Genomic DNA, 26076 nt, shown 5'->3' on the forward strand with positions numbered 1-26076 from the left:
TGGTTCTTCAGGGTCGACATCTTGTGAGTCCATCCATGGGCTTCATCAAGGAGGCACTGATGCAAAAGTGGCAAGTCACTTTCGTTGACGATCATGGTGTCCAGTCAGTCGAGCAGTTCGACTGTGAGCAGCAGCCCAGCATGGAGGAGGCGGCACAATTGATTCGCGCAAAGCTTCTGCCGGTTCCGGCCGAGCTTGACCTCAACGATCTGGAAGGGCGCACCGACGACCCTACGCTCAAGAGCCTGAAAGATCAGAACAGCATTCAAATCCTCAGCATTACGCCGATTTAATCTTTAATGCGCAAAGCTCCACCGAGCTTTAACCCAGACCTTGGCAGCGCCTGCGTCTTGGCGCTACTCTGCATTCGAGATCAGCGAATGAATCGCTAAGGTCTGGTCTTGTCAGCTACATGCTTGTTTCCTGGCGGCGATCTTCTCGCCGCAAGCCTGCACCGTGCGGTGACAGGCAAGGGAGTACGGAAAGTCTATCCATCGGTTTGAGGAGGACGTTTCATGAGCACAGCCTATCAAGAAGACATCAGCAGCAGCGTGCTGCGCCGCATGAAAGAAGGCGGTTTCGACTTTTCACGATTCCATCCCATCGAGTTCTACGCCATTTTCCCGGACGAGGAGCGGGCACGCAGGGCGGCAGGGCAGTTCCGCGGTGAATCCTTGAATGCCCAGGTCAGCGTGCGCGATGACGGCGCCTGGTACCTGGAGCTGAGCAAGGTGATGTACGCCACCTACGGCGGCATTGGCGATTTCGAGCAGGACTTTGAAGCGGTGGTCGCGCCCCTGGGCGGGATCATTGAAGGTTGGGGCGTGAAGCAGGAGGTTCGAGGGCGACTCGTTTAGTGCATATGAATAGCGTCAAGACTCAGCATCGGCTGACCTTCGGGTCGGCCGATTTCGTTTCTGCCCCCGGGTTCCTACAAAAAAGCGGGTAAAAAAAGGCCACCCGCTGAGGGTGGCCAAAAGGGAAGACCGGTAGGAGAGGAAACCGGTCGGGGACATTCCGGGGCCGGCTGCGATTGGCGCCATGAAGGGTGGGGCGTCGACTGCGCACCGTGGTGGTACTGAAGTCATCTGCGCTGTTGCAGCGAATTTTGCGCAGTTTTGCCCAAGCGGTGAAATCAAGTCTGGCTATGCCGTCGATAGCCACTGCATTGCAATGGAGCACTTGCCGGGGAGTTCGCCCGACTGTAAGGAGCGAGGCTTGCCTGCGATGGCATTCTGGACAGCACCTCCCCAAACCAGCTTTATTGCCCAGGCTGCTTACGTCCCGCCATATGCTTCAGATACCCCACCAGCAACTCCAGCTCGGCATCCGGCAATACGCTGCTTGCGAAGGCCGGCATCTTCGCCTGTGGCCAGCGGCGCAGGCTCTGTGGGTCACGGATATAACGCTTGAGGAAGTCCGCACCGAAATACTCGGTGGGGCTGTAGGGGATATTCAGGTCCGGGCCGAACTGCGAGTCGCCGGCGCCGTTGAGGCGATGGCAAGCCAGGCAGTTCTTCTGGAACAGGGCGAAGCCCTGGTTCACCGGGTCGCCGGCCGCCAGTTTGGGGTCCGGGCGCAGGGCCGGGAAACGCTCGGCCACCGGTGCCAGGCGCTTGATGCTCGCCACTTCGAACGGCCATTGCTCGGGGCTGATATGACCGGCCTGCGGGTTGGTCCACACCAGGTAGAAAGGCCCGGCGCTGTGCTTGCCTTCAGCCAGGGGCGGCCAGGGCTTGGCCGGGTCTTCGATGGCCAGCCAGGCCTGGGCGCCGTCCTGGTTGAGCAGGGGGGCGGCGGGCAACTCGGCGGCGAAACCGTCCAGGGCGACAGCCTGCAGATGGTCATCAGCCTTGATGCCGGTGAGCAGGGCCGAGATCGGCACCGCGCGGTAACTCATGTCGCGTTTGTACGACACGTCATCCTTGACGGTGACGGTCCGGGCCTGAGGGTGCTTGAGCAATTCTTCGGTCTGCCAGGTGCGACTGCCGGCCCCCAGTTCCAGGGTCAGCTGCGCGGCATGCACGGGTGTGGTGAGCAGCAGGGCGCTGCACAGGAGGATAAGAGATTTCAATTGATCGCTGTTCCGTCGCTGAGGTGGAGAGCAGTGCGTACGGCCTGTCTCCAGTTTTCTGATAAGCGCGACGACGCCCTGATTCAGCGTGGCCGCAGCGTCAGAAAGAGTGGCACACAAGCACCTGCCTCGGTAGCGAACCGGAGCACAAAGATGCAATTGCGTGACGGGATGGCCACGCCTCTAGCCGATCACTTTGGTGAGATTCGGCAAAATCAGAAGCAAGGTGGTTGCGAACAGAATGAGCCCCGCTTGACGGACTTTCGAATGCTTGAACATGGCTGAATGCCTTTTGTTGTTATTCCTGAACATCAAATGCATGCCTGCCGCTTCACTCTGGTCAGGCGATGTGTCCCTTTTCTTACACGTGCACCGGCAAGACCCGGCTGCAACGATTCACTGCCTACAGTTCCTACCTTAGGGGCCTTGTAACCCTTGGCTTAGATCCATTTCATATCAGCTAATAGGCGGATGCTTTAAAAAACGCATGAGGCTTATTGCCATCTTCTTGCCCGGCCTTTGTCTAGACAGTTCCGTTATGCGGCGGGCTGAATCCATTAGCTCACTACCGTTCGTCTGAGCGTGACCGTCAAGGTCAGTGAGCGCATCGGTCATTGAATCCGGGGCCCTCGAGGCCAAGAGTGGGAGCCCTGTCATCATTCATCTGCACAGCGGTTCGAGGACGTCATGACCCAGGCTTTGATATTCGATGCATTACGCACCCCCCGTGGCAAAGGCAAGGCCGACGGCGCCCTGCACAGCGTCAAGCCGGTGAACCTGCTGGCCGGGTTGCTCGAGGCCCTGCAGCGGCGTAGCGGACTCGACACCAGCCAGGTCGACGACATCGTGCTCGGCTGCGTGACGCCGATCGGCGATCAGGGGGCCGACATCGCCAAGACCGCGGCGCTGGTCGCCGACTGGGACGTCAGCGTAGCCGGAGTGCAGATCAACCGTTTTTGCGCCTCGGGCCTCGAAGCGGTGAACCTGGGCGCGATGAAAGTGCGCTCCGGCTTCGAGGACCTGGTGGTGGTCGGCGGTGTCGAGTCGATGTCGCGGGTGCCCATGGGCAGCGACGGCGGTGCCTGGGTGCTTGACCCGCAAACCAATATGCACAGCCATTTCACCCCGCAAGGCATAGGCGCGGACCTGATCGCCACCCTGGAAGGCTTCAGCCGTGAGGATGTCGACAGCTTTGCCCTGCAGTCCCAGCAAAAGGCCGCGCGGGCCAGGGCGGCGGGGGCTTTCAGCAAGTCCCTGGTGCCGGTGCAGGACCAGAACGGCATCGTCCTGCTGGATCATGATGAGTTCATACGCGCCGACTCCACCCTCGAAGGTCTGGGCAAGCTCAAGCCCAGCTTCGAGATGATCGGCCAGATGGGTTTCGATGCCACCGCCTTGCGGGTCTACAGCCATGTCGAGTGCATCCACCACGTGCACACCCCGGGCAACAGCTCAGGGATAGTCGATGGTGCGGCGCTGATGCTGATCGGTTCCGAAGCCAAGGGCCAGGCGCTGGGCCTCAAGCCACGGGCGCGGATCGTCGCCACGGCGGTCACCAGCACCGATCCGACCATCATGCTCACCGGGCCGGCGCCGGCCACGCGCAAGGCGCTGGCCAAGGCCGGGCTGCGGGTCGAGGACATCGACCTGTTCGAGGTCAACGAGGCCTTCGCTTCGGTGGTGCTGAAGTTCATCAAGGACATGGCCATCGACCCTGGCAAGGTCAACGTCAACGGCGGCTCCATCGCCATGGGCCACCCGCTGGGCGCCACCGGCTGCGCGATCCTCGGCACCTTGCTCGACGAGCTGGAAGTGCGGCGCCAGCGTTACGGCCTGGCGACCCTCTGCGTCGGCGGCGGCATGGGTATCGCCACCATCATCGAACGCCTCTGAGCCCTGACTTCAAGGAAACACTTTCATGACCCAAGCCATCCGTTACGAAAAGGGCCAGGACCAGATCGTCGTTCTGACCATCGACATGCCGGGCCAGAGCGCCAACACCATGAACGCGGTGTACCGCGAGGCCATGGCCGCCTGCGTGGCCCGCCTGCAAGCCGAGCAGGAATCGATTGCCGGGGTGATCGTCACTTCGGCGAAAAAGACCTTCTTCGCCGGCGGTGACCTCAATGAATTGATCAAGGTTGGCAAGCCCGAAGCCCAGGCCTTCTATGACATGGTGCTGACCCTCAAGGGCCAGCTGCGGGCCCTGGAGACCCTGGGCAAGCCGGTGGTAGCGGCGATCAACGGCACGGCCTTGGGCGGTGGCTGGGAGATCTGCCTGGCCTGCCATCACCGGGTGGCGCTGGACGATTCGTCGCTGCAGGTCGGCCTGCCGGAAGTGACCCTCGGCCTGCTGCCGGGCGGTGGCGGGGTGGTGCGCATGGTGCGTTTGCTGGGGCTGGAAAAAGCCCTGCCGTATCTGCTGGAGGGCAAGAAGGTCCGACCGCAGCAGGCGCTGAAAGCCGGCCTGATCGACCAACTGGCCAGCGACCGCGACGACCTGCTGGCCAAGGCCAGGGCGTGGATTGTCGCCAACCCGGCGGTCAAGCAGCGCTGGGACGTGTCCGGCTACCAGATCCCAGGGGGCACGCCGTCGCACCCGAAAGTCGCGCAGATGCTGGCCATCGCACCGTCGATCCTGCGCAGCAAGACCCAGGGCTGCCTGCCGGCGCCGGAGAAAATCCTCTGTGCGGCAGTGGAGGGCGCCCAGGTCGATTTCGACACCGCGCAGTTGATCGAAGCCCGCTATTTCACCGAGCTGACCACCGGCCAGGTGGCGAAAAACATGATCGGCACCTTCTGGTTCCAGCTTAACGAGATCAATGCCGGTGGCTCCCGGCCCCAAGGCTTCGCGCCCTATGTGACCAGGAAGGTCGGGGTGCTGGGTGCCGGGATGATGGGCGCCGGGATCGCTTACGTCAGCGCCGTGGCTGGCATCGAAGTGGTGCTCAAGGACATCAGCCTGGCGGCAGCCGAGAAGGGCAAGGCCCATTCGGCGGCGTTGCTGGAGAAGAAGGTCGCCCGTGGCCAGTTGAGCGCCGAGCAGCGTGACGCCACGCTGGCGCGGATCCGCACCACCGAGCAGGACGCCGACCTGGCCGGGTGCGACCTGATCATCGAGGCGGTGTTCGAGGATCGCGAACTCAAGGCCAGGGTCTCGGCGGCGGCGCAACAGGTGGTAGGGACGCAGGCGGTGATCGCGTCCAACACCTCGACCTTGCCGATCAGCGGCCTGGCCAGGGCCGTACCGGATCAAGGCAAGTTCATCGGCCTGCATTTTTTCAGCCCGGTGGAAAAAATGCCCCTGGTGGAAATCATCAAGGGCGAGCAGACCAGCGACGAAACCCTGGCGCGCGGCTTCGACTTCGTCCAGCAGATCAAGAAGACCCCGATCGTGGTCAACGACAGCCGCGGCTTTTTCACTTCGCGGGTGTTCGGCACCTTCACCAACGAAGGTATCGCCATGCTCGGTGAGGGTGTGGCCGCGCCGATGATCGAGACCGAGGCGCGCAAGGCGGGCATGCCGATCGGCCCGCTGGCGATCTGCGACGAGGTTTCCCTGAGCCTGCTGAGCCATATCCGCCAACAGACCGCCAAGGACCTGCAGGCCGAAGGCAAGCCGTCGCCGGAGCATCCGGCCTTCGCCGTGATCGACCTGCTGCTCAATGAATACAAGCGCCCAGGCAAGGCGGCGGGCGGTGGTTTCTATGATTACCCGGCCGGGGGGCAGAAGCATTTGTGGCCGCAACTGAAAACCCGCTTCGAGAAAGCCGACGGGCAGATTTCGCCGCAGGACGTGCGCGACCGATTGTTGTTCGTGCAGGCCATCGAAACCGTGCGTTGTGTGGAGGAGGGCGTGTTGCGCTCGACGGCCGATGCCAATATCGGTTCGATTTTCGGTATCGGCTTCGCAGCCTGGACCGGCGGGGCCTTGCAGTTCATCAACCAGTACGGCCTGAAGGACTTTATCGCCCGGGCCCAGTACCTGGCCGAGCAATATGGCGAGCGTTTCGCGCCGCCGGCGCTGCTGCTGGAGAAGGCCGCCAAGGGCCAGTTGTTCTGAGGCTGAAGGGATAAAGTGATGCATCGCGGGGCTTGCCTTGATCGGGCGTTTCAAGGCAGGCTCTGGGGTGTTCATTATTCCCATCACGTGTCAGGTATTTTTTATGTCGCTACGCATCTGCATTCTGGAAACCGACATCCTGCGTCCAGAATTGGTCGATCAATATCAGGGTTACGGGCAGATGTTTCAGCGCCTGTTTTCACAGCAGCCGCTCGCTGCCGAATTTACCGTCTACAACGTGATGCAGGGCCACTACCCGAGCGACGACCAAAGCTTCGACGCTTATCTGGTCACGGGGAGCAAGGCCGACTCCTTCGGTACCGACCCCTGGATTCAAACTCTCAAGACCTACCTGCTGGAGCGTTATAAGCGCGGCGACAAACTGCTGGGCATCTGCTTTGGCCATCAGTTGCTGGCGTTGCTGCTGGGCGGCAAGAGCGAACGCGCGACCCAGGGCTGGGGCGTGGGTACCCACAACTACAAGCTGGCGGCCAGGGCGCCGTGGATGAGCCCGGTGGTGGAAGAGCTGACGCTGTTGATCAGCCATCAGGACCAGGTGACTGCCTTGCCGGAAAACGCCACGGTCATCGCTTCGAGCGATTTCTGCCCGTTCGCGGCCTATCACATCAATGATCAGGTGCTGTGCTTCCAGGGCCACCCGGAGTTTATCCACGACTATTCGCGGGCCTTGCTGGACCTGCGCCAGCAGCACCTGGGCGAACAGGTCTATCAAAAGGGCATCGCCAGTCTGGGCCGGGATCATCACGGCAGCACCGTTGCCGAGTGGATGATGCGTTTTGTGGCGCACAAGCCGCAGGCCGGATCGGTTTGAATCCATAGTCGCATCGCCGGCCGGCTCGCTTCTACAACGGCTTCAAGGCCCTTGCAGGAGCGTCCGGCCCGGCTCTGCTGTCAGAGCCACCCCGAGCGCTTGAAGCTCGCCCACAACCCCGTACAGCCCAGCACCAGAAACGCCAGCACACCGAAGTAGCCGTAGTGCATCTTCAGCTCGGGCATGTTGTCGAAGTTCATTCCGTAGATCCCTGCCACCGCGGTCGGGAACGCCAGGATCGCCGCCCAGGCGGCGAACTTGCGTTGCACCACGCTTTGTCGCGAGGCCTCCAGCAGGACGCCGATCTCGATGGTCTGGCTGGCGATGTCGCGCAAGGTCGCCAGGTCTTCCATCTGCCGGGTGACATGGATCTGCACGTCGCGAAAGTACGGGCGCATGTTCTTGTCGATAAAGGGGAAGCTGAGCTTCTGCAGCTCTTCGCTGATCTCCACCATGGGTGCTACATAGCGGCGCAGGCGCAGCACATCGCGGCGCAGGCTGTGGAGGTGCTGGATATCCCGCTCGTTGAGCGAACTGCACAGCACGCTGTGCTCCAGTTCGTCGATCTCGGCATGGATTGCTTCGCTGACCGGCTGGTAGTTCTCGGTGACGAAATCCAGTAGCGCGTAGAGCACGAAGTCTTCGCCGTGCTCCAGCAGCAGCGGTCGTGCCTCGCAGCGCTGGCGCACGAAGCCATAGGATTTGGAGTGGCCATTGCGGGCAGTGATGATGTAGCCGTTGCCGGCAAAGATATGGGTTTCGATGAACTCCAGCTTGCCGGCTTCGCGCACCGGGGAGTAGGTGACGATAAACAGTGCGTCGCCGAAGGTTTCGAGTTTCGGCCGGCTGTGTTTTTCCAGGGCGTCCTCGATGGCCAGCTCGTGCAGGTTGAACTGGCGTTGCAGATTGGCCAGTTCCTGGGCGTTGGGTTCTTCGAGGCCGATCCAGACGAAGTGCCCGGGTTTGGCGGCCCAGGCCGCCCCTTCGTCGAGGGTGATGTCCGTGACTCTTTTACCCGCGCTGTAGACTGCGGCGGCAACAACTCTACCCATGGTTCCTGTTCGCTTCTTCTTATCGAAATGAGGAATGAGACTTCGTGCAGCTTAGCCCCATGACTGATCAGAGTCAGCCTGTTGGGTGGAGTTCGCCGGCAATAAACAAGCCCGCACGCGGCGGGCTGTTTTCAGACGGCCTGTAGCTGGCGGTCCATCGACTCGATGCATTCGCGCATCTGTTCGCGACACTGCTCGATCAGCCTCGGCATGTCGTCCAGGCTCAGCCCGGCGGTGGGGATCGCCGGCAGCGAGCGGATCAGGATCCTGCCACTGCGCCAGCGGTTGAGGCGCATATGGCGGATGTAGCTGCTGGCGCACACCGGGACGATCGGCACGCCGGCGGCGATGGCCATCTGGAAGGCGCCTTTCTTGAACGGCAGCAGGTCCTCGCCGAGGTTGCGGGTGCCTTCCGGGAAGACCCAGATCGAGGTGTCTTTGTGTTGCAGGGTGTGGGTGGTGGTCAACATCGAGCGGCGCGCCTTGTGCGCGTTGCCACGGTCGATCAACACATTGCCCGCCAGCCAGAACAACTGGCCGAACAGCGGCACCCATTTCAGGCTCTTTTTACCGATGCACACGGTGCGCCGGGGCACCACGTTGCCGAACACGAACAGGTCGTAGTTGGACTGGTGGTTGGCGATGATCACGCAGCTCTTGGGCTTGTCCATCAGCGGCCCGACTTCGGCCTTGACCCGCAGGCGCAGAATGCACATGGCCGGCAAGGCATACAGGCGCGCGCACAGGCGGCTGTTATCCGGGTTGAACGGGCGACATAGCCCCAGCACCACGCCGAGAATCCCCGCTGCAACAAAATGCAGGCCCATCAATAACATACGAAACAGATACAGCATCTACAGGCCTACCGGGGACAAAAGGTGGCGCAGTGTACGGATGTGCACTGTTTTCGGCAATTACCTGTATAGAAGGAGAAGATGGCCGATGTTTAAGCGCATGTTTCCGACTCTTTGCTCAGCGGCGAACTAGAGCGTCGCACAGTCTTTCTCGCGGTGCGTGCATAAAGGTGCGGGCATAAAAAAGCCCGACGCGCAGGTCGGGCTGGTGGGTGGCGGGCCCAGGCTTCAGCCCAGGTGTTCCTGGTCGAGAATGATCGCGTTGTCCAGGGCTTCCAGCAGCGCCTTGCGCACTTTCAGCTTGGTGTTCTTGTGGGCGGTCATATTGATCTTCTTCAACTGACGCGCGGCGGCCAGGGCGGCGCCTTGCAGTTCCTCAATGCTGACCACCTTATCGAGGAAGCCGGCATCCACCGCGCCTTGTGGGTCGAACATCTCTCCATTGATCACCGAGCGGTGCAGTGCGGATTTGCGCAGGCGGTCACGGGCCAGCTCGATGCCGGCGTGGTGCATGGTCATGCCGATCTGCACTTCGTTCAGGCCGATGCTGAACGGGCCTTCGACGCCGATGCGGTAGTCCGCGGACAGCAGCAGGAACGCGCCCTTGGCCACGGCGTGCCCAGGGCAGGCGACGATGACGGGGAAGGGGTGCGACAGCAGGCGACGGGCCAGGGTCGAACCCGAGGTCACCAGGCTCACGGCTTCTTTAGGGCCGGCGGTCATCACTTTCAGGTCGTAGCCACCCGACAGAATGCCGGGCTGCCCGGTGATGATCACCACCGCGCGATCGGTGACGGCCTGGTCCAGCGCGGCATTGAAGGCGGCAATCACGTCCGGGGAAATGGCATTGACCTTGCCATTGCTCAAGGTCAGGGTCGCGATACCGTCTTCGAGGTGGTAAGAAATCAACTCACTCATGACGCAATTCCTTGTATTGAAGTGGGGCAGACGTTACCCACGGTCACAGGTCAGGTAAAGCGCTGTGACTGACTGGTGAGTCAGCCCTTTCTGGCCTGACAAGCGTAGCCGGCCACCTGGGGCGCGGATCGGCCCTCTTATATAGCTGTCAGCCAGGCCAGAGATTGGCCGGTTTGCCATGGCGCTGATGCCAGCGCAGTACCGGAATCCGAAGAAATGTCTTAAGCGCATGAAAATTCTGAAAAAAACCTTTGCCATCAGAAAAGCTTTCGACTACATTAGCGCGCCTCGACAGACTGAATCGGTTTGACGAGACACGGTTGGGTGTCCGAGTGGCTTAAGGAGCACGCCTGGAAAGTGTGTATACAGGAAACTGTATCGAGGGTTCGAATCCCTCCTCAACCGCCATACTTGAAATACACGAAGCCCCTGATTTTCCTAGAGAAAGTCAGGGGCTTCGTGGTTTCTGCCGTCTGAAAAAAGACCCGATGGGATCGATATGGGACCAGATTGGGACCAGGGCTACAGGCTGAGGGCGTGCTCGAGCATGCCAATGACGTCCGGACCGTCCTCATTAATCCAGGTGCCGTAGTGCTGACGGATCATGTTCCCGTTGGTGTGCCCCATCTGTTCCGCGATCCAGTCGTGTAAGCGCGCGCCGGATTTGGCATCGCTTGGCGAGGTATTTGGCATGGCGACCCGCCCTTGCTCCCGTCTATTTTCTCGGTGGATTTGGCACTAGAGCCTTACAGATACTGAGAAAGCCACTCAGGCTCCCCAGGTCGCGCATCGCTGCTCGGGAAGCCAGACGCTTCTGGCCAGCCGAACCAGTTTTGCATCAGATGGACACGTAGCGTCGCCATCAGCGGATAGGCTGGACGACACCATCACCCTTGCAGGGCTTTCGCCTTGTATACCTACGGTCATCCCTGCCCAGGCTCATAGACCCAGGCGGGTCCACGTCGACGACAGGTTTGGATACTCAGAGACGAACTAAGCGTTGTTTACCAAGTGCGCAATCGACGAGTGCCGTAAATGTCGAGCAGAACCAGAAGGATGATCGGTACGGGCTTGCGCGCGGAATTGTAGTTCATGGCGCGATGCTATCGCGAGCGGGGTAGCCTCAATCATCAAGTAGCGGACAAGGACGTTGAAAAACGAATGGGTTGATCCCGTATTTCGCACGACTGACGGAAGTCAATTGGTAGTTTGTAAGCTTATGTACCATCCTGAATAATGGTCTTAGGTACATGCAGAACAATGGATCTACATCAATGTACCCGTCATTGTGTTGGATGGGATGCCACATATCAGCTCGTGCTGCGAGCGGGGGGGGGGGCAGCCGGGATAATAGGCACGCGTCACTTGCGGTTGGCGTTCCAGCCATTGTGCCGGCTCCAGCAGCATTGCTGCAGCGTAGAGCGAGGGTTTTTACGTCGCGCAGGTTGAGGAGTGCTTCGAATGATCTGGCGATAGCGCCCACCGAGTCCTGCAGGAACCCCAGACGCTAAGCCAGATCGAAGTTCTGCCGCTCAATCCTGCTGGACGAGCGCCAAGCTAGCCACTGGGATTGGTTTGATCGGTGCTTGAGCGGTATAGGCTCCCGTTTGATTGACAGCGATACCTCGTTCTGCCGATACCAAATGGGCAACAGTATGTTGGCAATAACGACCTTGGCATGGGCCCATGCCGCTGCGGCAGGCGAGTTTTACGCTGTTGACTGAGGTGACATGGGGGTGAGCCTTGAGAAAACCGCACACTTGGCCGGCCGTTACGTCTTCACATCGACAAATCAGCGTATCGCTGTCGGCGAGTCTGGCGAGTGCATCCAGACGCGGCGCAAAGAAAGTAGCGACAGTGTCTGCGAAAGGCTGAGCGCGTCCCAGCGCCCGACGAGCAGGTGCTGTGGACGGCGCCGTGTCGGGATTGAGCGCCGCAACTATTGATACACCCGCCAGTCTGCCTTGGCAGTGAGCCATTTCAGCGCCGGATACACCGACAGGTTCTCCTGCGATATAAACATGCTCCTGTGAGCTGCGCATTGTGTCGTCATGATCAACGATCCAGCCGCCACGCTCGGGGTTCCAGCTGACACTGCAGCCGGCTTGGCGGGCGAGTTCGGTGCTCGCCAGCAAGCCGTAACCGATAGCCAGTCCGTCGATGTCGTGGTTACGTTCGGTGTCGGGGAGGATGGTCCAGTTCGTATCAACATCGCTCAGCGTAACGCGATCCACGCCGTCATTACCTTGAGCACGGGTGACGATAGTCGAAAAGCGTAATGGCACTTTCTTGCGCCACAGTTTGAAGAGTATCCCTGCCAGTTGAGCAAATAGTCGAACATGACCAGGTAGTGCGCGCCAGCCGGCAAGCAGTTCGCCAAGACGTGGTCGTGGCCGGGCAATGGCTACTTCCTGGATTTGTGCACCAGCATCTAGAAGCTGCCCGGCCAGTAGTAGTAATAAGGGGTGTGAACCGGCGAGCACATAACGTTTCGCCGAACACAAAAACTGACTTTTAAGCAGTGTCTGTACTCCACCAGCTGTCATGACTCCAGGCAGAGTCCAGCCTGGGAACGCTACGGGTAAGTCATATGCGCCTGTAGCGATTAGTAGTTTGCTGCAGTCGAGCAGATGAGATTGTTCTCCCTCGACAATCGCCAGTTGAACTCCACCTTTTTCAGGATGGAAGACCCCCCAGGCACAGGTCGAGAAATACCATTTTATGCGGATGTCGTTGCGCGCCTGCTCAAGCAGTTTTTTTCCGAATGGGTAACTGGCAAATGCACTACTCGGCGGTGCGTTGAAGGTCGCGGGAGGCTGGCGAAAAATCTGTCCACCGGGTGCGGCCTGCTCATCAATGACAGCAACGTGCAATCCGGCGTCACTGGCCAGAAGTGCCGCTGTCAGACCAGCCGGCCCTGCGCCGACCACTACAAGATCATAGTTAAGGGTTTCAAGCTTCATCGGTCACCTCTATGCACATTCCCGGGCTAACGAGGGTCATACAGCTGCGTTGGGCTTCCAATCCATTGATCTTGACCATGCATTCATAACAAACACCCATGTTGCATACCGGTGTACGCAAGGTGCCGGTCACACTACGGCGGAAGCCGCGAGTCCCGGCACCCAGTAATGCGGTCGCGACAGTTTCACCTGGATAACACAACATCTCGTGACCATTCACGAGTATTTGGATGGGGGCAGGGCGCAAATCCGCCATGGGTTCAATGCGTCTACAGTCAGGCAAGGGTCAGGCTCCCAAAGCGGCGTGGATCGAAAGGAGTGATGTCCAGCGTTGCAGGTCGGCCGAGAATGCATTCGGCGAGCAATCGTGCGTAGGTGGGGCCCAAAGTAAAAGCTGACCCCCCCGTGGCAATGTACAAACCGTGACTTTTGGGAACTTCACCCAGCAGCGGAAGTTGATCAGCTACCAGTGCAGTAGTACCGGTCCACACCCGCAGGATCGAAAGTTTTTTCAACGCTGGGACCACCGCCAGCGCGGCGCTCATATTGCCAGTCAGTGAGCTGATTAAAAGCTCGGGTCGGCGATCCAGGTCGATCACGCCATTGACATGATGCAAACGTGCAGGCCAGCCGCCGCCGATGAGAATATTACCGTCGCTGGTTTGCTTGAGAGAAAGACGGCGCCCGGCGTGTTGAATCAGATGGCTGATCATAGGAGAAGTGCGCACGGTCGTGGTCATGGTCAGAGCCACTGGACTGACAGGCAGACTGATGCCGGCCATGGCCGCTATTCTTCCTGACCAGGCGCCGGCGGTAATTGCCAGTGTGCGAGCCAAGCATTCGCTGCCGTCACTGAAATACACTCGCCAAACACCTTGTTCATAATTCATTGTGCTTACGCCAAGGCCGCTATCGATGCGGGCGCCAAGGCGGGCAGCTGCCGCAGCGTAGGCCAGAACGCAGCTGCGTGGATCCGCTTTACCCTCTTTTGCACAAAATGCTGCACCCAGTATTCGTTCGCTGAGGTAGGGCGCACGGCTGCGCACTTGAGCCCCGTCCAGTAGCTCTACGTCCAAGCCGCTGGCGCGTTCGAGCATTACTTTCTGCTTCAAAGTTTCGATCTGTTGAGGCGTCTCCGCGACCATGAAACCACCATGCTGAGAGACTCCGACTGGCATGCCAAGCTCCTTCTCCAGGCCGGCCCAGGCGTTTTGCGCATCAAGGTGCAACGGCATTGCTTCTGCTGCCTTGCGGGCGGCTTCGGAACCATTTTCGATCATGCGGTATTCGAGCTGAAAGTGCAGGCTGCCGGCGTTCTGACTCGACGCTGCGCTGTTCAGTTGCGCGCGTTCAACCAGGCGCACTGTGGCGCCGGCCTTCGCCAAGTAGTAGGTCACCGCACTTCCCAGCAGACCGCCGCCTATCACCAGGCAGTCAACTGTGCCCTGTGTCTCGGCCTGTGTGGACATGACAGTCATTAGCGCGTTCACTATGCAGTCGGGTTAACGATTTCGATGCCCAAACTGGTCAAGGTTGCCGCCACCGACGCGACTTCAGCCTCGTTAAGTTCCAGCAATGGCCGACGCACGAAGCCTGCCGGCACCCCACGCAGACGCAAGGCGGTTTTGAGAATGGCTTGGGCACTCCCGAAGTTCCCCGCAAAGTCCTTGTTGAACCAGGCTTTCATGATCACCCGGTCACGTTCGCCCAATTCAATTGCGCGAGCCTTATCGCCGCTACGTATCAAGTTCCAAAAATCCGGGTGGTCGCTACCCAGAACACCGCCAGCGCCCATCAGTCCATCGCCATGTCCCATTTCGACCAAATCCGCCCCAAGCTTTGAGGTCGGAACGTTGAAGTAGCGAACCTTGTCGGACAGTCGATAGAGTCCGTCGAGAAAAGCCGCAAAGTTCGGTGTCGAGTTCTTGATGGCAACCACATTTTCGATGTCGGCCAGGCGGTCCAGTAAATCGACATCCATATCGACAACACATCCCCGTGGCCAGTTGTAGATACACATTGGCATATTGGTAGCGTCGGAAACGTCCTGATAGAACTGCACCAACTCATTGGCACTAGGAACAATGTAAGGCGGAGGGGTTAACAGAATACCGTCTAGCCCGGCGCGCTCGGCAGCATGAGCGTGGCGGATGGCTTCAGCCGCGGTGAACGCATTGCAGCTGCCGATCACGGTCATTCGGCCGTTGATGGTGCGCGCAGATTCACTGAACAACTGAGCCCTTTCCGACTCGCTCAGGCTGAACCACTCACCCGAGGTTCCTGCCAGAACCACACCATGCATGCGCTGTTGAACATACCATTCGAGCTGTCCAGCCAGACCATTCAGATCCAGATCACCCTCACGGGTAAAGGGGGTGGTAATTGCCGGAATGTAGCCGTACCAGTCGACATCGTTTCTGTTCATTGCAAAACCTTCAGGTGGGCTCAAAATATCAAGGAACCGGAGGGGTGATCGACATGATGATCTCTACGTCCTCTTGTCCTTCGTTTATGTATCGATGTGCAGCGCTAGCGTCGAATGTGATGCTTTCACCGGCGTCGACGACGTAAGGAACGTCGCCAATGACCGCTTTGAGAGTGCCACGGACCACGTAGACGCTTTCGAGCGAGGGATGCCTCAATGGGATCTCAGACGAAAATTGGCCCGGTTGAAAAACCGCCCGCAAGACTTCCATTTGCCCGTTTCCCCGGGTCAAGCGTTCGTAGCTCACTCCGCCCTTGGGTCCCATCAGAGTGGTTCGCTCGCCTGGGCGACTAATCCACACGCTCGGGGCGCTTGGGTCGGAGAAAAGAGCCGACATCGACTCTCCGAACACACTGCTGAGTCTGCGCAGGGTCATGAGACTGGGTTCAGTCACTTCTCTTTCAATCTGACTCAGCAAGGTCGCAGACAGTCCTGTCTCGGCAGCCAAGGCTCGCAACGACAATCCGCGCGACACACGCAACTCATTCAATCGTTTTCCTAGCACGCTCTGTTACTCCAGGCGATAGATGTTTTGTACGTCATGAGTGCACGATAATCAAGTTTTTTTGTGCAGTCATGGTGCACTTATGAATTGGCCTGACACATTTATCCACTTTGTCACGGGTTTTATCCAGTGTCTGCGAAGTTTTTTTACTTTCCGTCAGAAACGTTTTGACAGTTAGACAGCTTGGCCTTACGTTCCTGTTGTGCACTCCTGCTGCACAATAATAAAAAGGTAATTGATCATGACCGAACGTGCCTTACCGCTCATACGCGATCGCAAAAGCAAGCGCCCGCATCTATGGATGCTTTGCTTGCCGTTCTTATGGCAAGTGGCTGCAGTACCGTGGGCCAACACTATCGACTACACGCCTCTAGGCCTACCGTTTCCGATGGTCTGGCAAATGCTAGGGGTGATTTTCTCCAGCGTCGTATTCGCCGTCATTTTTCATTTGGATCGCCGTGCAGGCGTCGAAGATGAGGAGCAGGCATTTTTGCTGGCACAGACCCACTCAAACGTTGAGTAGCATCGATGAAACTATTGATTGTAAGTCTTATTCTAATAATAGCGGTCGTAGGTTCTATTGTTTTTGGTCGTGCCCGACAGGCTCGCAAGCGTAGCCTTGCCGATTGGGCGGTGGGGGGGCGTAGTCTTGGTGGGTTGCTGTTCTGGTTTGTGAACGCCGGCGAAATCTACACGACGTTTGCAGTGTTCGGTATTGCCGGTTACGCATGGGCTCTGGGCGCACCTGCATATCTGGCTTTTTGTTCGGTGTCTTTGTCATACGCCATTGGATACTGGCTGATGCCCAAGATCTGGAAAGCCGGACGTCTACGAGGCCTTATCACTCAAGCTGATTTTTTCGCCAACCGCTATGACAGTCGCTGGCTCGGAATTACGACCGGTGTCATCGGCATAGGTGCATTAATTGTTTACGTGCAGATTCAACTGGTCAGCTTGGGGCTGATCGTTTCCTTGACCTTCGATGGTGCACTTTCCACTACCGCTTCAACTATCGTAGCTGGCTGTTTGATGGTTGCATTCGTCTTGTTTGCCGGTCTGCGTTCCGCTGCTTTTGCCGCGGCTGTCAAAGATATTTTGATGATTGTGCTGGTTGTGGTGCTGGCCTGGACGGTGGCAGACGCGGTCGGTGCGAGTTCTTTAATCGATATCTTTACGAAAGCTGAAGCTGCTCATCCGGGTATCGGAAAGTTTCCAGGGCTGGATCTGACCTCTCCAACGACCAGTGTCTGGCTGATGACGTCGGCCATCAACATTGCATTGGGCAATTGGGTTTTCCCTCACCTGTTTCAGGTTTCCTATTCGGCGGATAGCGCGACTTCAATTCGTCGCAACGCTATCTGGCAACCGATTTACTCACTGGCGTTCGGTTTCATTATCCTGCTCGGATTTGCCGCACTGGTAGCGGGAACTCAACCGCCCGACGGAAACATGAATGCTGTACTGCTGCAATTCGTGACTGACAAATACCCGCAATGGGTCATAGGCCTGTTGGCCGGAACAGGCTTCTTGTTGGCACTGGCACCTGGATCGGTATTGCTGCTCACCGCGGGCTCGATCTTCAGTCGCAACATCGTTGCTCCTTTTAAACCGCAACTCAGTGAAAAACAGTCGCTACGTATATCTCGTACCAGTGTGGTGGTTTTTGCGGCGATTGCCGTCGCCATCACCCTTACACAAAAAGGTTCGCTGGTTTCGATTCTCCTTAGCGCCTACTCAGCCATCGGGATGCTTGCACCCGGCGTATTCCTGGGCTTTCTGTGGAAGCGGACCTCGGCCGCGGGTGTTGTCTGCGGGATTATCGTGGGCTTCATGATTTTGCTGCTGCCTTCGTCGAGTGCCTACCTGGCCACTGCGCTACCAAATTGGGAACCTGGCCTGATTGCCATGTTGGCCAATGCAATGGTTGTAATGGGGGTTAGCGTGTTGACCAAGGCTCCGTCTGCCAAGCATGTGGAGCTGGGGTTACTGACACCTTCTGCCGGCCACTTCATGGCACCTTAAGAGGAGTCCGTTCATGGGTAAGTCTCTCATTGGTTTTTGTCGAGTCAATCACGCTTCTTGGACCGTCTTGGAGCTTGAGCCGGTTATCGAGTTTTACACAAAAGTTATCGGCGCCCGGCTTCTGTATCAAATGGGACCGCTGGATGCGGAGCAGATGCCTCGCGACCCCGCCGGACGGGATTGGACCGATACGCACCTGGGAATCGCCATGGCCCGGTTCAGCCTGGCCATGCTCGAATTTCCCGATGGCTTCAAGGTTGAGCTCTTTCAGTACGAGCTGCCGGTTGGCACCAACGACGCGCCGCTGAGTAGCAATCACGTTGGCAGCCATCACATGGGTATCGAGGTGGAGGACCTTGAACAGGCCGCCAAGGTATTGGTAGAGCACGGCTGCACGGTACTGGAGCGCATTGAAATGGATTCTGGCCCGACTGAGGGTAGCAGTTTTCGTTATTTTAAAGATCCTTGGCAAAACATTTTCGAACTGGTCGAAGTTCGCGCAGTAGCCCCCGTAACCGTTAACTAACAGTAGAGTGCAATCATGAGCAGGCGTGCAATTAATCCCAAGTCGATGTACCCAAGCGTGCCCTTTGGCTTTTCTCACGCAGTTGAACAACAACCGGGGCGTACTTTGCATCTGGCCGGGCAGGTAGCGTGGAACTCCAAAGGCGAGTTAGTTGGGGCGAAAGACTTGATTGCGCAAACTCGTCAAGTGCTGATTAATTTGAAAGAAGTACTGCGTGATGCAGGTGCTATACCGGCTGACGTCGTGCGTTTGCGAACTTATGTGGTCAATCATTCGCCGGAAAATCTGGCTGGTGTGTGCGCGCTGATAAGCGAATTTTACGAGGGGGCCGAACCTGCGGCAAACTCTTTCATTGGGGTGCAAGCGTTAGCGCTGCCTGATTTTTTGATTGAAATAGAGGCCACTGCCAGTTTGGATTGATTAAGTTGTTGTCCTAAAGTTTGCTGCACTAGCTAGCAGTAATGCCTTTTTCCATAAGCACCGCCTGATAATTCAGTATGTGGAATGGCATTACTTTACCTAAAAATAATAAAAGGAACTAACATGAGAGTCTTCATGTGGAGCGCGATTGCGCTCGCTGTAAGCGCGAGTCAGATTCAATTTGCATCAGCCGCGGACTTTGTCACAGATCAAGCTGGGTCAAAAGGTTTTATCGATGACAGCAAGTTTGATTTGCTGATGCGTAGTTATTATTTTAATCGTAACAAAAAAGACGGTGCGGTCGACGACAAAGACTGGACGGGAGCCGTGCAGGGTGTCTATAGCTCTGGTTTTACTCAAGGAACAGTAGGTTTCGGCATCGATGCCTTTGGTTATATTGGCCTGAAGCTTGATGGCCAGGACAAATACGCCGGTTCGGGTAACTTGACGACCACTACCAACAGCCTGGGGCAGGTTGATGGCAACCACGATAGCTACGGTAAAAGCGGAGCCGCGCTTAAAGTTAGAGTATCGAAAACAGAATTGAAAGTTGGCGACATGCAACCGTCGACCAGCCCGGTTTTTGCAGTGGGGGGCACGCGTCTGACACCTCAAACCGCAAGCGGCATCAATCTAATGACCAGCGAAATCAAGGGGCTGAACTTCGAGGCTGGACACTTCTATTCAAGCACCAGTCAAGATCAGACAAACCGCGATGGCGAACTTTGGGCGACATACGCTGGTGTAAGCTCCAAGAGTATTGACTTCGTGGGAGGTCAGTACGCTGTTACCGATCGACTCACGACATCTTTGTATGTTTCAAAATTGGAGGATATCTGGGATCAGTACTACACTAACGTTAACTATCAACTTCCTGTGAGTGAGCTCCAGTCGTTGAATTTTGATTTCAACTTCTACCATACCGCAGATGAGGGGCGCGCCAACGCTGGCGTTATTGATAACAATACGTACTCGTTATCGGCTGCTTACTCTTTTTTGTCTGCGCATCGTTTCACGCTATCCTTTCAGAAAGTGAGCGGCAATACACCATTTGACTATATAGGCGTCGGCGACAACAATCGGGGAGGTAACTCGATGTTTCTTGCTAACTCCATTCAGTACTCCGACTTCAATGGGCCCGGCGAAAAATCCTGGCAAGCACGTTACGACTTGAACATGGCTACTTATGGGGTGCCAGGTCTGACCTTCATGACTCGATATGCTAATGGCTTCGATATTGATGGTAGTCATACGCCGGCCAATAGCCCTTACACAGGCGAGTATGGTGCTGACGATAAGCATCACGAAACTAACCTGGAGGCTAAGTATGTTGTTCAGACTGGCCCTGCCAAAAATTTGTCAATTCGGCTGCGTCAAGCCTGGCACCGCTCCACATCTACTCAAATCGATGGTGATGCGGACGAGTTTCGTTTGATTGTCGATTATCCGATGTCGATTCTGTAATTTCAGGCCAGGCCGTCTTTCTCCTTTTTAGCCACTACTAATTAGTGGCTTTTTTTTGGGGTGCAGTTAGAGGGCCGGCCCCGGCGGTTAAAAGGCAAAATAAGCAGTCTTTGGATAGTCGGTGCGAGGGCTGGATAGGTGCTCGCCTGCTTAAGGGTACATAGTCAATGCCTGAGCGAGGAATTTCACAGGCCAGAGCGTTCGACGAGTAATTGTGGATGATCCGCAGGATCACGTACTCAGGTTTTCGGGCGTCTAACAGGCGATACGTCTCGAGCAGGCGACATTTGTGCAGCTCGCATTGAAAGTCAGTGCGACGATTAAAAACGGCCCGGTATCTGGTGCTTTCGGTGAAACCACCGGGTGTGTCAAGCCAAGGCAGAACACGCGGCAAGCGACTGGCGTGCAGCCTGGACCCAGCGGCTGACGGCCATGGCCGGGTTGCAGCGTCTGCCTCGGGGTTTTGGCGGGCAACCTTACGTTTAGCGTTTGTCGCAGGCGATCCACGCTTTCAGGTCTAGAATGGTCATGCGCATCGAGTGGGGCGATGCTGGTTGTCTGCGGGCGCGGGGTGATATTGCCGGCGTCGGCAGGCTTTGCAGCTACTCAATCGAGAACACCATCATGTCCACGCACGAACAGGTCACCGAGCATAAATCCTTCTCCGAACCGGATGAGACCCGCGAGTTTTCCAATGGCAAGGCAGAGATCCTGAAGATCGGTCAGTGTGAAGTGGGACGCTTCACGTTCAAGCCGGGCTGGCGCTGGTCGAACGACATTAAACCGCTGGCGCAGACACCGAGTTGCCAGGCACCGCATTTTCAGTATCACGTGGCCGGCAGGCTGGCGATCCTGATGGATGACGGCACCGAAATCATCGCCGGGCCGGGTGATATCACCTCCCTGCCTAAGGGACATGACGCCTGGGTGGTGGGGGATGAAACCGTGGTGGTGGTCGACTGGTTCGGGGCCAGCAACTACGCTCGTAAGGTCTAGGCGAAACACAGTCGCAAAGGAGCTGATGCACACCATCAGCTCCTTTTTCAACGACGATTCACACCCTTGGACGAAGAACTCCAGCTTGGGCCATTCGTCGGTCTTTTCTCTTTGTGAACTATAGGTCCTTAAATGACCGTCTAGTCTGAAACGCCGTGACGGTCGATATTTTCTAGGCAGTCAGGTGCTTGCCGGTATCGACCGGTTGTTGGAGGGAGCAGGGAGATGAGCGATCCTTATATCGAGGACAACGGGGATGAGTTCCCAATCAACAACCTGGTGCGCTGCGGTCAGGCAGCGTTTGACAGCGAGCCACCGGCCAAGGCGTCGGTTGGCAAGACCAGGGCCAGTGCATTACCCAGGGTGACCCAGACAAAGTTTTTCCCGAAAGCGGCGCTTCCTAAGAGAAGGTAGCCTTCATACATACCGAACGACCCCGCTTCCGGGCGGGGTTTTTGTTACCTGAACAATGGGCCGCCGCGATTGATTTGAATGAAGTTGGACCTTTCGTCTTATCCGTTGCACAGGGTAGCGGGGTTTTCACAATTTATTCACAAACGACTGCGTAGGCTCGACTCATCCGTTAAAGCAAATCCTATTAGCCCGTCTCCCCAGCGGGCTTTTTTTTGCCTGGGTGAAAACTCTTTGCGCAAAAACGGTCCAAGACTGTGACTAAAAGGATCACAGCGTTCTGCTGTCGCCGCTCAGCTTTAGTCAGACACCGCTATAGAATGACTCTCCAGCATCTTTTTCGAGGTTTACATCATGCGTTTAACACTGCCTGCTCTGGTTTTGGGGCTTCTGGCTGCTCAAGGTGCGATGGCCGCCGGTGATGGCACTGCTGCGGTCGGCGGCGGTTTGGGTGGCGCGCTGGGCAATGTGGTGGGACAACAGATTGGCGGCAGCACGGGCGCCGCGGTGGGTGCGGGCCTTGGCGGCGCCGCCGGCAGTGCGGTCGGTGCCCGTAAAGGCAGTCGGACCGAAGCAGCCATCGGTGGCGGCCTGGGTTCGGCCGGCGGTTCGGTGATCGGCAACAAGCTGGGCGGCAAAACCGGCTCGACCATCGGCGCAGGCCTGGGTGGCGCGGCCGGCGGTGCTTTGGGCAGCAGCATGGGTGACGATGACCATCACTCCGGCGGCAGAAAGCACAAGAATAAACACAAGCACGATTGATTCTGCAGCAGTGCGTAAAAAAGCCCGGCCTCGTGCCGGGCTTTTTTATGGGAACGAATAGCGCTCCAGCCCCTCGAATTCATTGATGGACACACTGTGTCGACGAGGTTTGCCATGATTCCAGAAACCCTAGGCAAGAAAGAACAGGACGCTTCGGGCGTGCCCTTGGTCAACGATCCGGGCAATGAAGATCCGGGCTCGTTGATGGATGACGCCCTGGTGCCGCTGAGCGATGACGATGAGGCAGGCGAGTCGGAGGAAAAGGGCCCGTGAAGTCTGCTTCCAGCACGCTGGCATGACCGGTGTGAGGTGCCTATGAAGCATGATCCGAAACCGATCGACCGGGATGACACGCCCGAATATCCGCTGCCTTCCCCCACGGATGCGCTGAGTCCCGAGCAGATCCTCCCGGATGCCAACGCCGAGCAGGAGCTGTCTCGACCCGAGCCGCAGCGCAAGGTGGCCAGGGGCAAACGGCGTACCGCCCCGGGAGGCGCGTCGTGAGCCGCGCAAAACTGCTGAGCCTGGTGTTGGTCGCCCTGGTGTCGATTTTCTGTTTCTCCAGCCTGGCAGAGTCCGCTGACGGACGAGCCCCGGCCAATCCTCCGCTGCGGTCGTTCGAGGGCGGTTCCGGCAACGAACTCATGCTGCGGCCAGGAGCCCTGGGCGGGAATGGTGTAGGTGTCACGGACAGCCGTTCGCGGGCCGACAAGTCGCGCGGCTCTTCCGGCCAGGGCGGCGGCATGGGCTCCACTGGCGTCAATGGTTCCATCATGGGCGGTGGCGGTGCCGGTGGTGGAACCGGCAGCGCGGGCGGTGGCACCGGGGGGCCAGGAGGCGGTAGCGGACGGGCGGGACGCTAGCGTGCTTTGTTCACTCATGATGTCGAGACCAGCGAGCCCGGCCTGTCCGGGCTTTTGTCTGCCTGCACGCTGACCCGCGGTTGCTCCCCGTCATCTGCCGCGGCTATGCTGCTGAACCCTTTAATCGGGCAAGAAACTGGCCGTACCTGAGCCGCTCCCCGGGATGTTTTTTGTTAACGGATCAGATGCGATGAATGCACAGTTGAATGACGTGGGCCCGATCAAGGCCGTGATTTTCGATATGGACGGTTTGCTGCTGGACACCGAAGGCATCTACACCGAGGTGACGCAGATCATCGCCGATCGTTATGGCCGCACCTTCGATTGGACGATCAAGCAGAACATCATTGGCCGTGGCGCCGCGGACCTGGCCCGCTATGTGGTGCAAGCCCTGGACCTGCCGATCACGCCCGAGGAGTTCCTGGTGATTCGCGAGCCACTGATGCGCGAACGCTTTCCTCGGGCGCTGGCGATGCCGGGCGCACAGGAACTGGTGCAGCACCTCAAGGCCAATAATGTGCCGATTGCCGTGGGTACCAGTTCTTCGCGCCAGTCTTTTGCCCAGAAAACCACCTTGCACGGCGACTGGTTCGCGCTGTTCGACACCATAGTCACCGCCGACGACCCGGAAGTGGGCGCGGCCAAGCCGGCGCCGGACATCTTCCTGACCGCCGCGCGGCGCCTGGGTGTCGCGCCCGGGGATTGCCTGGTGTTCGAGGATTCGCCCTTTGGTGTCACCGCGGCGAAGGCGGCGGGGATGACCGCGATTGCCATTCCCGATCCGGCGATGGCGGACGCCAAGTACGCCCATGCCGATGCCATTCTGCGTTCGCTGAAGGGGTTCCAGCCGGCGGCCTGTGGTTTGCCGCAGTTGGCGTGGTCCTGAACCTGTAGCCGCTGCCGCAGGCTGCGATAAGCCCGCCAGGGCTTAGGCGGTCTCAAGTGCGGCGCTTTCTGCGGAATCGATCGCAGCCTGCGGCAGCGGCTACAAAAACGCCGGGCCACCTGATGAGGGTGGCCCGGCGTTTTTCATGGGCGCGGAAGTCAGGCGCTGAAGCCGCCATCGATGCTCAGGCTGGCGCCGGTGATGTAACCCGCTTCCGGGCCGGCCAGGTAAGCCACGAAGCTGGCGATTTCTTCCGCGTGGCCATAGCGCCCGATGGCCATCAGCGGGATCAGGCTTTCGGCGAAGTCGCCGTGGGCCGGGTTCATGTCGGTGTCGACCGGGCCGGGTTGCACATTGTTGATGGTGATGCCCCGTGGGCCAAGGTCGCGGGACAGGCCTTTGGTCAGGCCGACCAGGGCCGACTTGCTCATGGCATAGGTGCCGCCACCGGCAAAGGGCATGCGCTCGGCGTTGGTGCTGCCGATGTTGATGATGCGCGAGCCTTCGCCCATATGCCGGGCCGCTTCCTGGGTAGCGACGAACACGCTGCGGATGTTGATGGCCAGGGTCCGGTCGAAGTCTTCCAGCTTGAAGTCTTCCAGCGGGCCGATAGCCAGGACGCCGGCGTTGTTGACCAGGATGTCCAGGCGACCAAAGGTTTCGACCGTGCTCTCGACCGCCTGGCGGATAGCCGCGGCATCGGCGCTGTCGGCGAGGATCGCCAGGGCCTTGCCGCCAGCGGCGGTGATGCTGTCCTGCAAGGCTTCGGCCTTGGTGGTAGAGCTGACATAGGTGAAGGCGACGGCGGCGCCTTCGGCCGCCAGGCGTTGCACGATGGCCGCGCCGATGCCGCGGGAACCGCCTTGAACCAGGGCTGCTTTGCCGCTGAGGGATTGAGTGGTCATGTCGTTCTCCAAAAAAGTCCAAGGCGGGCTGCCTTGTGGTTGGAGTCGAGTATCGACTTCGGATTAGGTGCTGTGTAGATAGGAATCGCTCTAGTCTGTGTAAACCAGAAGTTTATAGTGAGGCACCATGGAAACCTTCAGCAGCATCGAATGCTTTGTGCGCAGCGCCGAAGTCGGAAGTTTTGCCGAAGCCGCGCGACGCTTGAGCCTGACCCCTGCCGCGGTGGGTAAAAGCGTGGCCAAGCTCGAGGCCCGGCTCGGGGTCCGGTTGTTTCAGCGCAGCACCCGCAGCCTGACCCTGACCGAGGCCGGCAAGCTGTTTCTTGGCGAGGTCAGCGCCAGCCTGTACACCATCCAGAACGCCGTGGCCAACCTGGCCAGCGCCGAAGGGCGCCCGGCGGGCACCCTGAAAGTCAGCATGGGCACGGTGTTTGGACGGCTGTACATCGTGCCCATGCTCGGCGAATTCCTGCGGCGTTTCCCAGAGATCAGCCCGGACTGGCATTTCGATAACCGTCAGGTGGACCTGATCGGCCAGGGTTTCGACGCGGCGATCGGCGGCGGCTTTGAGCTGCCCCAGGGGGTGGTGGCGCGACGGCTGACCCCGGCTCACCGCATCCTGGTGGCCTCGCCGGACTATCTGGCGCGCTGCGCGGCGGTCGAGCAGCCCGAGGATTTGCAATATTGCGAAGGCATCCTGATCCGCTCGCCACAGACCGGGCGGGTGCGCTCCTGGGCCCTGACCAGCCGCACCCGGCAGCAAAGCCCGTTGAGCCTGAAAGCGCGGATGACCATGAGCGATTCGGAAGCGGCCTGCGCCGCTGCCGCCCAGGGCCTGGGGGTGGCCCTGGTAAGCATGCCGTTCGCCGTCGGTTACTTGAACGCCGGCACCCTGGTGCGGGTATTGCCGGACTGGTACGTCGACGACGGCAACATCTCGATCTATTACGCCGAGCACAAACTGTTGCCGGGCAAGACCCGGGCCTTCGTCGACTTCGTGATCGAGCGGTTCGCCGAGCAGGGCCTGGAGCAACGCTTCAGCGCGGTTTGAAGAGGCGCGCAAACCCGCTTCCCG

At 58.6% G+C, this 26076-nt stretch carries 28 protein-coding genes, 1 tRNA gene and 2 pseudogenes; 19 read left to right on the forward strand and 12 right to left on the reverse strand.

All coding sequences use genetic code 11. The features are described from left to right. Positions 1 to 35: 35 nt before the first annotated feature. Both J4E58_RS00795 and J4E58_RS00800 read left to right on the forward strand, forming a co-directional pair. Complete coding sequence (locus J4E58_RS00795) at positions 36 to 293, forward strand: hypothetical protein (RefSeq protein ID WP_007928144.1); 258 nt, start codon at positions 36 to 38, stop codon at positions 291 to 293. Between the two features lie 222 nt (positions 294 to 515). Beyond that, entirely contained in the window at positions 516 to 857 is a 342-nt protein-coding gene (locus J4E58_RS00800; RefSeq protein ID WP_009042886.1) for a ribonuclease E inhibitor RraB, read from the forward strand. A gap of 404 nt (positions 858 to 1261) precedes the next feature. On the opposite strand, the gene J4E58_RS00805 is transcribed toward J4E58_RS00800, so the two are convergent. Beyond that, a complete protein-coding gene (locus J4E58_RS00805; RefSeq protein ID WP_087088715.1) occupies positions 1262 to 2074 on the reverse strand; it encodes a cytochrome c in 813 nt (270 codons plus the stop codon). A 687-nt stretch (positions 2075 to 2761) separates the two neighbouring features. Here J4E58_RS00805 and J4E58_RS00810 point away from each other — a divergent pair. From J4E58_RS00810 to J4E58_RS00820, 3 genes are all read left to right on the forward strand, one after another. Continuing rightward, the gene (locus J4E58_RS00810; RefSeq protein ID WP_087088713.1) at positions 2762 to 3967 is read left to right on the forward strand and encodes an acetyl-CoA C-acetyltransferase; all 1206 of its coding nucleotides are present in this window, start codon (positions 2762 to 2764) and stop codon (positions 3965 to 3967) included. A gap of 25 nt (positions 3968 to 3992) precedes the next feature. Continuing rightward, on the forward strand, positions 3993 to 6137 hold the full coding sequence (locus J4E58_RS00815) for a 3-hydroxyacyl-CoA dehydrogenase NAD-binding domain-containing protein (RefSeq protein WP_087088711.1): 2145 nt from the start codon (positions 3993 to 3995) through the stop codon (positions 6135 to 6137). A 103-nt stretch (positions 6138 to 6240) separates the two neighbouring features. After that, positions 6241 to 6969, forward strand: a complete 729-nt coding sequence (locus J4E58_RS00820; protein WP_087088709.1) for an amidotransferase — start codon at positions 6241 to 6243, stop codon at positions 6967 to 6969. 80 nt (positions 6970 to 7049) lie between these two features. On the opposite strand, the gene J4E58_RS00825 is transcribed toward J4E58_RS00820, so the two are convergent. The 3 genes from J4E58_RS00825 to J4E58_RS00835 all read right to left on the reverse strand — a co-directional run bounded on the left by J4E58_RS00825 (position 7050) and on the right by J4E58_RS00835 (position 9793). After that, positions 7050 to 8021: a magnesium and cobalt transport protein CorA gene (locus tag J4E58_RS00825; protein WP_053260239.1), complete on the reverse strand. Its 972-nt coding sequence runs from the start codon at positions 8019 to 8021 to the stop codon at positions 7050 to 7052. Between the two features lie 131 nt (positions 8022 to 8152). Continuing rightward, entirely contained in the window at positions 8153 to 8875 is a 723-nt protein-coding gene (locus J4E58_RS00830; protein ID WP_053260240.1) for a 1-acyl-sn-glycerol-3-phosphate acyltransferase, read from the reverse strand. 228 nt (positions 8876 to 9103) lie between these two features. Then, positions 9104 to 9793 carry a crotonase/enoyl-CoA hydratase family protein gene (locus tag J4E58_RS00835; protein WP_087088707.1) on the reverse strand — a complete coding sequence of 230 codons (690 nt, stop codon included), beginning with the start codon at positions 9791 to 9793 and terminating at the stop codon, positions 9104 to 9106. A 318-nt stretch (positions 9794 to 10111) separates the two neighbouring features. Between J4E58_RS00835 and J4E58_RS00840 the strand changes: the two genes are divergently transcribed. Continuing rightward, positions 10112 to 10201, forward strand: a tRNA-Ser gene (locus tag J4E58_RS00840). A gap of 114 nt (positions 10202 to 10315) precedes the next feature. Here the strand turns inward: J4E58_RS00840 and J4E58_RS00845 are convergent. The 7 genes and pseudogenes from J4E58_RS00845 to J4E58_RS00875 form a co-directional block, all read right to left on the reverse strand. Continuing rightward, positions 10316 to 10456, reverse strand: a pseudogene (locus J4E58_RS00845) (site-specific integrase); the annotation flags it as partial. A 648-nt stretch (positions 10457 to 11104) separates the two neighbouring features. Continuing rightward, a pseudogene (locus J4E58_RS00850) lies at positions 11105 to 11300 on the reverse strand (PLP-dependent transferase); the annotation flags it as partial. Between the two features lie 25 nt (positions 11301 to 11325). Then, complete coding sequence (locus J4E58_RS00855) at positions 11326 to 12756, reverse strand: FAD-dependent oxidoreductase (RefSeq protein ID WP_087089307.1); 1431 nt, start codon at positions 12754 to 12756, stop codon at positions 11326 to 11328. Next, a complete protein-coding gene (locus J4E58_RS00860; RefSeq protein WP_087088705.1) occupies positions 12746 to 13012 on the reverse strand; it encodes a (2Fe-2S)-binding protein in 267 nt (88 codons plus the stop codon). Before J4E58_RS00860 ends, J4E58_RS00855 begins: the two co-directional genes overlap by 11 nt. 19 nt (positions 13013 to 13031) lie before the next feature. Then, entirely contained in the window at positions 13032 to 14234 is a 1203-nt protein-coding gene (locus tag J4E58_RS00865) for an FAD-binding oxidoreductase (RefSeq protein ID WP_087088703.1), read from the reverse strand. Between the two features lie 11 nt (positions 14235 to 14245). Next, a complete protein-coding gene (locus J4E58_RS00870; RefSeq protein ID WP_087088700.1) occupies positions 14246 to 15181 on the reverse strand; it encodes a dihydrodipicolinate synthase family protein in 936 nt (311 codons plus the stop codon). Positions 15182 to 15209: 28 nt separating this feature from the next. Next, entirely contained in the window at positions 15210 to 15731 is a 522-nt protein-coding gene (locus J4E58_RS00875; protein ID WP_207255303.1) for a helix-turn-helix domain-containing protein, read from the reverse strand. A 256-nt stretch (positions 15732 to 15987) separates the two neighbouring features. Between J4E58_RS00875 and J4E58_RS00880 the strand changes: the two genes are divergently transcribed. The 12 genes from J4E58_RS00880 to J4E58_RS00935 all read left to right on the forward strand — a co-directional run bounded on the left by J4E58_RS00880 (position 15988) and on the right by J4E58_RS00935 (position 24096). Further along, positions 15988 to 16269 (forward strand): DUF3311 domain-containing protein, encoded by a 282-nt coding sequence (locus tag J4E58_RS00880; protein WP_087088696.1) that lies wholly within the window; start codon positions 15988 to 15990, stop codon positions 16267 to 16269. Between the two features lie 5 nt (positions 16270 to 16274). Next, positions 16275 to 17768, forward strand: a complete 1494-nt coding sequence (locus J4E58_RS00885) for a sodium:solute symporter (RefSeq protein ID WP_087088694.1) — start codon at positions 16275 to 16277, stop codon at positions 17766 to 17768. Positions 17769 to 17781: 13 nt separating this feature from the next. Continuing rightward, a complete protein-coding gene (locus J4E58_RS00890) occupies positions 17782 to 18294 on the forward strand; it encodes a VOC family protein (RefSeq protein WP_087088692.1) in 513 nt (170 codons plus the stop codon). A gap of 15 nt (positions 18295 to 18309) precedes the next feature. Further along, on the forward strand, positions 18310 to 18714 hold the full coding sequence (locus J4E58_RS00895) for a RidA family protein (protein WP_087088690.1): 405 nt from the start codon (positions 18310 to 18312) through the stop codon (positions 18712 to 18714). Between the two features lie 123 nt (positions 18715 to 18837). Next, positions 18838 to 20178: an OprD family porin gene (locus J4E58_RS00900; protein ID WP_087088688.1), complete on the forward strand. Its 1341-nt coding sequence runs from the start codon at positions 18838 to 18840 to the stop codon at positions 20176 to 20178. A 528-nt stretch (positions 20179 to 20706) separates the two neighbouring features. After that, positions 20707 to 21174, forward strand: coding sequence for a cupin domain-containing protein (locus J4E58_RS00905; protein ID WP_223815873.1), 468 nt, complete (start codon positions 20707 to 20709; stop codon positions 21172 to 21174). A gap of 225 nt (positions 21175 to 21399) precedes the next feature. Then, positions 21400 to 21588, forward strand: coding sequence for a hypothetical protein (locus J4E58_RS00910; protein WP_007922997.1), 189 nt, complete (start codon positions 21400 to 21402; stop codon positions 21586 to 21588). A gap of 351 nt (positions 21589 to 21939) precedes the next feature. Continuing rightward, on the forward strand, positions 21940 to 22347 hold the full coding sequence (locus J4E58_RS00915; protein ID WP_053260243.1) for a hypothetical protein: 408 nt from the start codon (positions 21940 to 21942) through the stop codon (positions 22345 to 22347). Positions 22348 to 22461: 114 nt separating this feature from the next. Next, positions 22462 to 22620, forward strand: coding sequence for a hypothetical protein (locus J4E58_RS00920; protein WP_009042898.1), 159 nt, complete (start codon positions 22462 to 22464; stop codon positions 22618 to 22620). 42 nt (positions 22621 to 22662) lie between these two features. Further along, positions 22663 to 22851: a hypothetical protein gene (locus tag J4E58_RS00925; protein ID WP_087088685.1), complete on the forward strand. Its 189-nt coding sequence runs from the start codon at positions 22663 to 22665 to the stop codon at positions 22849 to 22851. Next, positions 22848 to 23210, forward strand: coding sequence for a hypothetical protein (locus tag J4E58_RS00930; protein WP_087088683.1), 363 nt, complete (start codon positions 22848 to 22850; stop codon positions 23208 to 23210). The genes J4E58_RS00925 and J4E58_RS00930 overlap by 4 nt, the downstream gene beginning before the upstream one ends. Before the next feature lie 190 nt (positions 23211 to 23400). Beyond that, positions 23401 to 24096 carry an HAD-IA family hydrolase gene (locus tag J4E58_RS00935; RefSeq protein WP_062823147.1) on the forward strand — a complete coding sequence of 232 codons (696 nt, stop codon included), beginning with the start codon at positions 23401 to 23403 and terminating at the stop codon, positions 24094 to 24096. Between the two features lie 158 nt (positions 24097 to 24254). On the opposite strand, the gene J4E58_RS00940 is transcribed toward J4E58_RS00935, so the two are convergent. Beyond that, positions 24255 to 25001 carry a 3-oxoacyl-ACP reductase family protein gene (locus tag J4E58_RS00940; RefSeq protein WP_087088681.1) on the reverse strand — a complete coding sequence of 249 codons (747 nt, stop codon included), beginning with the start codon at positions 24999 to 25001 and terminating at the stop codon, positions 24255 to 24257. A gap of 127 nt (positions 25002 to 25128) precedes the next feature. Between J4E58_RS00940 and J4E58_RS00945 the strand changes: the two genes are divergently transcribed. Continuing rightward, positions 25129 to 26052: a LysR family transcriptional regulator gene (locus J4E58_RS00945; protein ID WP_087088679.1), complete on the forward strand. Its 924-nt coding sequence runs from the start codon at positions 25129 to 25131 to the stop codon at positions 26050 to 26052. The last annotated feature ends 24 nt before the right edge of the window (positions 26053 to 26076 follow it).

It is taken from the genome of Pseudomonas sp. FW305-25, from assembly GCF_017351415.1.
In the GTDB taxonomy this organism is placed as follows: domain Bacteria; phylum Pseudomonadota; class Gammaproteobacteria; order Pseudomonadales; family Pseudomonadaceae; genus Aquipseudomonas; species Aquipseudomonas chlororaphis.

What these genes read in the sequence shown, in the direction of transcription:
- J4E58_RS00795 (WP_007928144.1), top strand. Translation starts at nt 36, where the DNA reads ATGGGCTTCATCAAGGAGGCACTGATGCAAAAGTGGCAAGTCACTTTC.
- J4E58_RS00800 (WP_009042886.1), top strand. Translation starts at nt 516, where the DNA reads ATGAGCACAGCCTATCAAGAAGACATCAGCAGCAGCGTGCTGCGCCGC.
- J4E58_RS00810 (WP_087088713.1), top strand. Translation starts at nt 2,762, where the DNA reads ATGACCCAGGCTTTGATATTCGATGCATTACGCACCCCCCGTGGCAAA.
- J4E58_RS00815 (WP_087088711.1), top strand. Translation starts at nt 3,993, where the DNA reads ATGACCCAAGCCATCCGTTACGAAAAGGGCCAGGACCAGATCGTCGTT.
- J4E58_RS00820 (WP_087088709.1), top strand. Translation starts at nt 6,241, where the DNA reads ATGTCGCTACGCATCTGCATTCTGGAAACCGACATCCTGCGTCCAGAA.
- J4E58_RS00825 (WP_053260239.1), bottom strand. Translation starts at nt 8,021, where the DNA reads ATGGGTAGAGTTGTTGCCGCCGCAGTCTACAGCGCGGGTAAAAGAGTC.
- J4E58_RS00830 (WP_053260240.1), bottom strand. Translation starts at nt 8,875, where the DNA reads ATGCTGTATCTGTTTCGTATGTTATTGATGGGCCTGCATTTTGTTGCA.
- J4E58_RS00835 (WP_087088707.1), bottom strand. Translation starts at nt 9,793, where the DNA reads ATGAGTGAGTTGATTTCTTACCACCTCGAAGACGGTATCGCGACCCTG.
- J4E58_RS00855 (WP_087089307.1), bottom strand. Translation starts at nt 12,756, where the DNA reads ATGAAGCTTGAAACCCTTAACTATGATCTTGTAGTGGTCGGCGCAGGG.
- J4E58_RS00860 (WP_087088705.1), bottom strand. Translation starts at nt 13,012, where the DNA reads ATGGCGGATTTGCGCCCTGCCCCCATCCAAATACTCGTGAATGGTCAC.
- J4E58_RS00865 (WP_087088703.1), bottom strand. Translation starts at nt 14,234, where the DNA reads ATGACTGTCATGTCCACACAGGCCGAGACACAGGGCACAGTTGACTGC.
- J4E58_RS00870 (WP_087088700.1), bottom strand. Translation starts at nt 15,181, where the DNA reads ATGAACAGAAACGATGTCGACTGGTACGGCTACATTCCGGCAATTACC.
- J4E58_RS00880 (WP_087088696.1), top strand. Translation starts at nt 15,988, where the DNA reads ATGACCGAACGTGCCTTACCGCTCATACGCGATCGCAAAAGCAAGCGC.
- J4E58_RS00885 (WP_087088694.1), top strand. Translation starts at nt 16,275, where the DNA reads ATGAAACTATTGATTGTAAGTCTTATTCTAATAATAGCGGTCGTAGGT.
- J4E58_RS00890 (WP_087088692.1), top strand. Translation starts at nt 17,782, where the DNA reads ATGGGTAAGTCTCTCATTGGTTTTTGTCGAGTCAATCACGCTTCTTGG.
- J4E58_RS00895 (WP_087088690.1), top strand. Translation starts at nt 18,310, where the DNA reads ATGAGCAGGCGTGCAATTAATCCCAAGTCGATGTACCCAAGCGTGCCC.
- J4E58_RS00900 (WP_087088688.1), top strand. Translation starts at nt 18,838, where the DNA reads ATGAGAGTCTTCATGTGGAGCGCGATTGCGCTCGCTGTAAGCGCGAGT.
- J4E58_RS00905 (WP_223815873.1), top strand. Translation starts at nt 20,707, where the DNA reads ATGCGCATCGAGTGGGGCGATGCTGGTTGTCTGCGGGCGCGGGGTGAT.
- J4E58_RS00910 (WP_007922997.1), top strand. Translation starts at nt 21,400, where the DNA reads ATGAGCGATCCTTATATCGAGGACAACGGGGATGAGTTCCCAATCAAC.
- J4E58_RS00915 (WP_053260243.1), top strand. Translation starts at nt 21,940, where the DNA reads ATGCGTTTAACACTGCCTGCTCTGGTTTTGGGGCTTCTGGCTGCTCAA.
- J4E58_RS00920 (WP_009042898.1), top strand. Translation starts at nt 22,462, where the DNA reads ATGATTCCAGAAACCCTAGGCAAGAAAGAACAGGACGCTTCGGGCGTG.
- J4E58_RS00925 (WP_087088685.1), top strand. Translation starts at nt 22,663, where the DNA reads ATGAAGCATGATCCGAAACCGATCGACCGGGATGACACGCCCGAATAT.
- J4E58_RS00935 (WP_062823147.1), top strand. Translation starts at nt 23,401, where the DNA reads ATGAATGCACAGTTGAATGACGTGGGCCCGATCAAGGCCGTGATTTTC.
- J4E58_RS00940 (WP_087088681.1), bottom strand. Translation starts at nt 25,001, where the DNA reads ATGACCACTCAATCCCTCAGCGGCAAAGCAGCCCTGGTTCAAGGCGGT.
- J4E58_RS00945 (WP_087088679.1), top strand. Translation starts at nt 25,129, where the DNA reads ATGGAAACCTTCAGCAGCATCGAATGCTTTGTGCGCAGCGCCGAAGTC.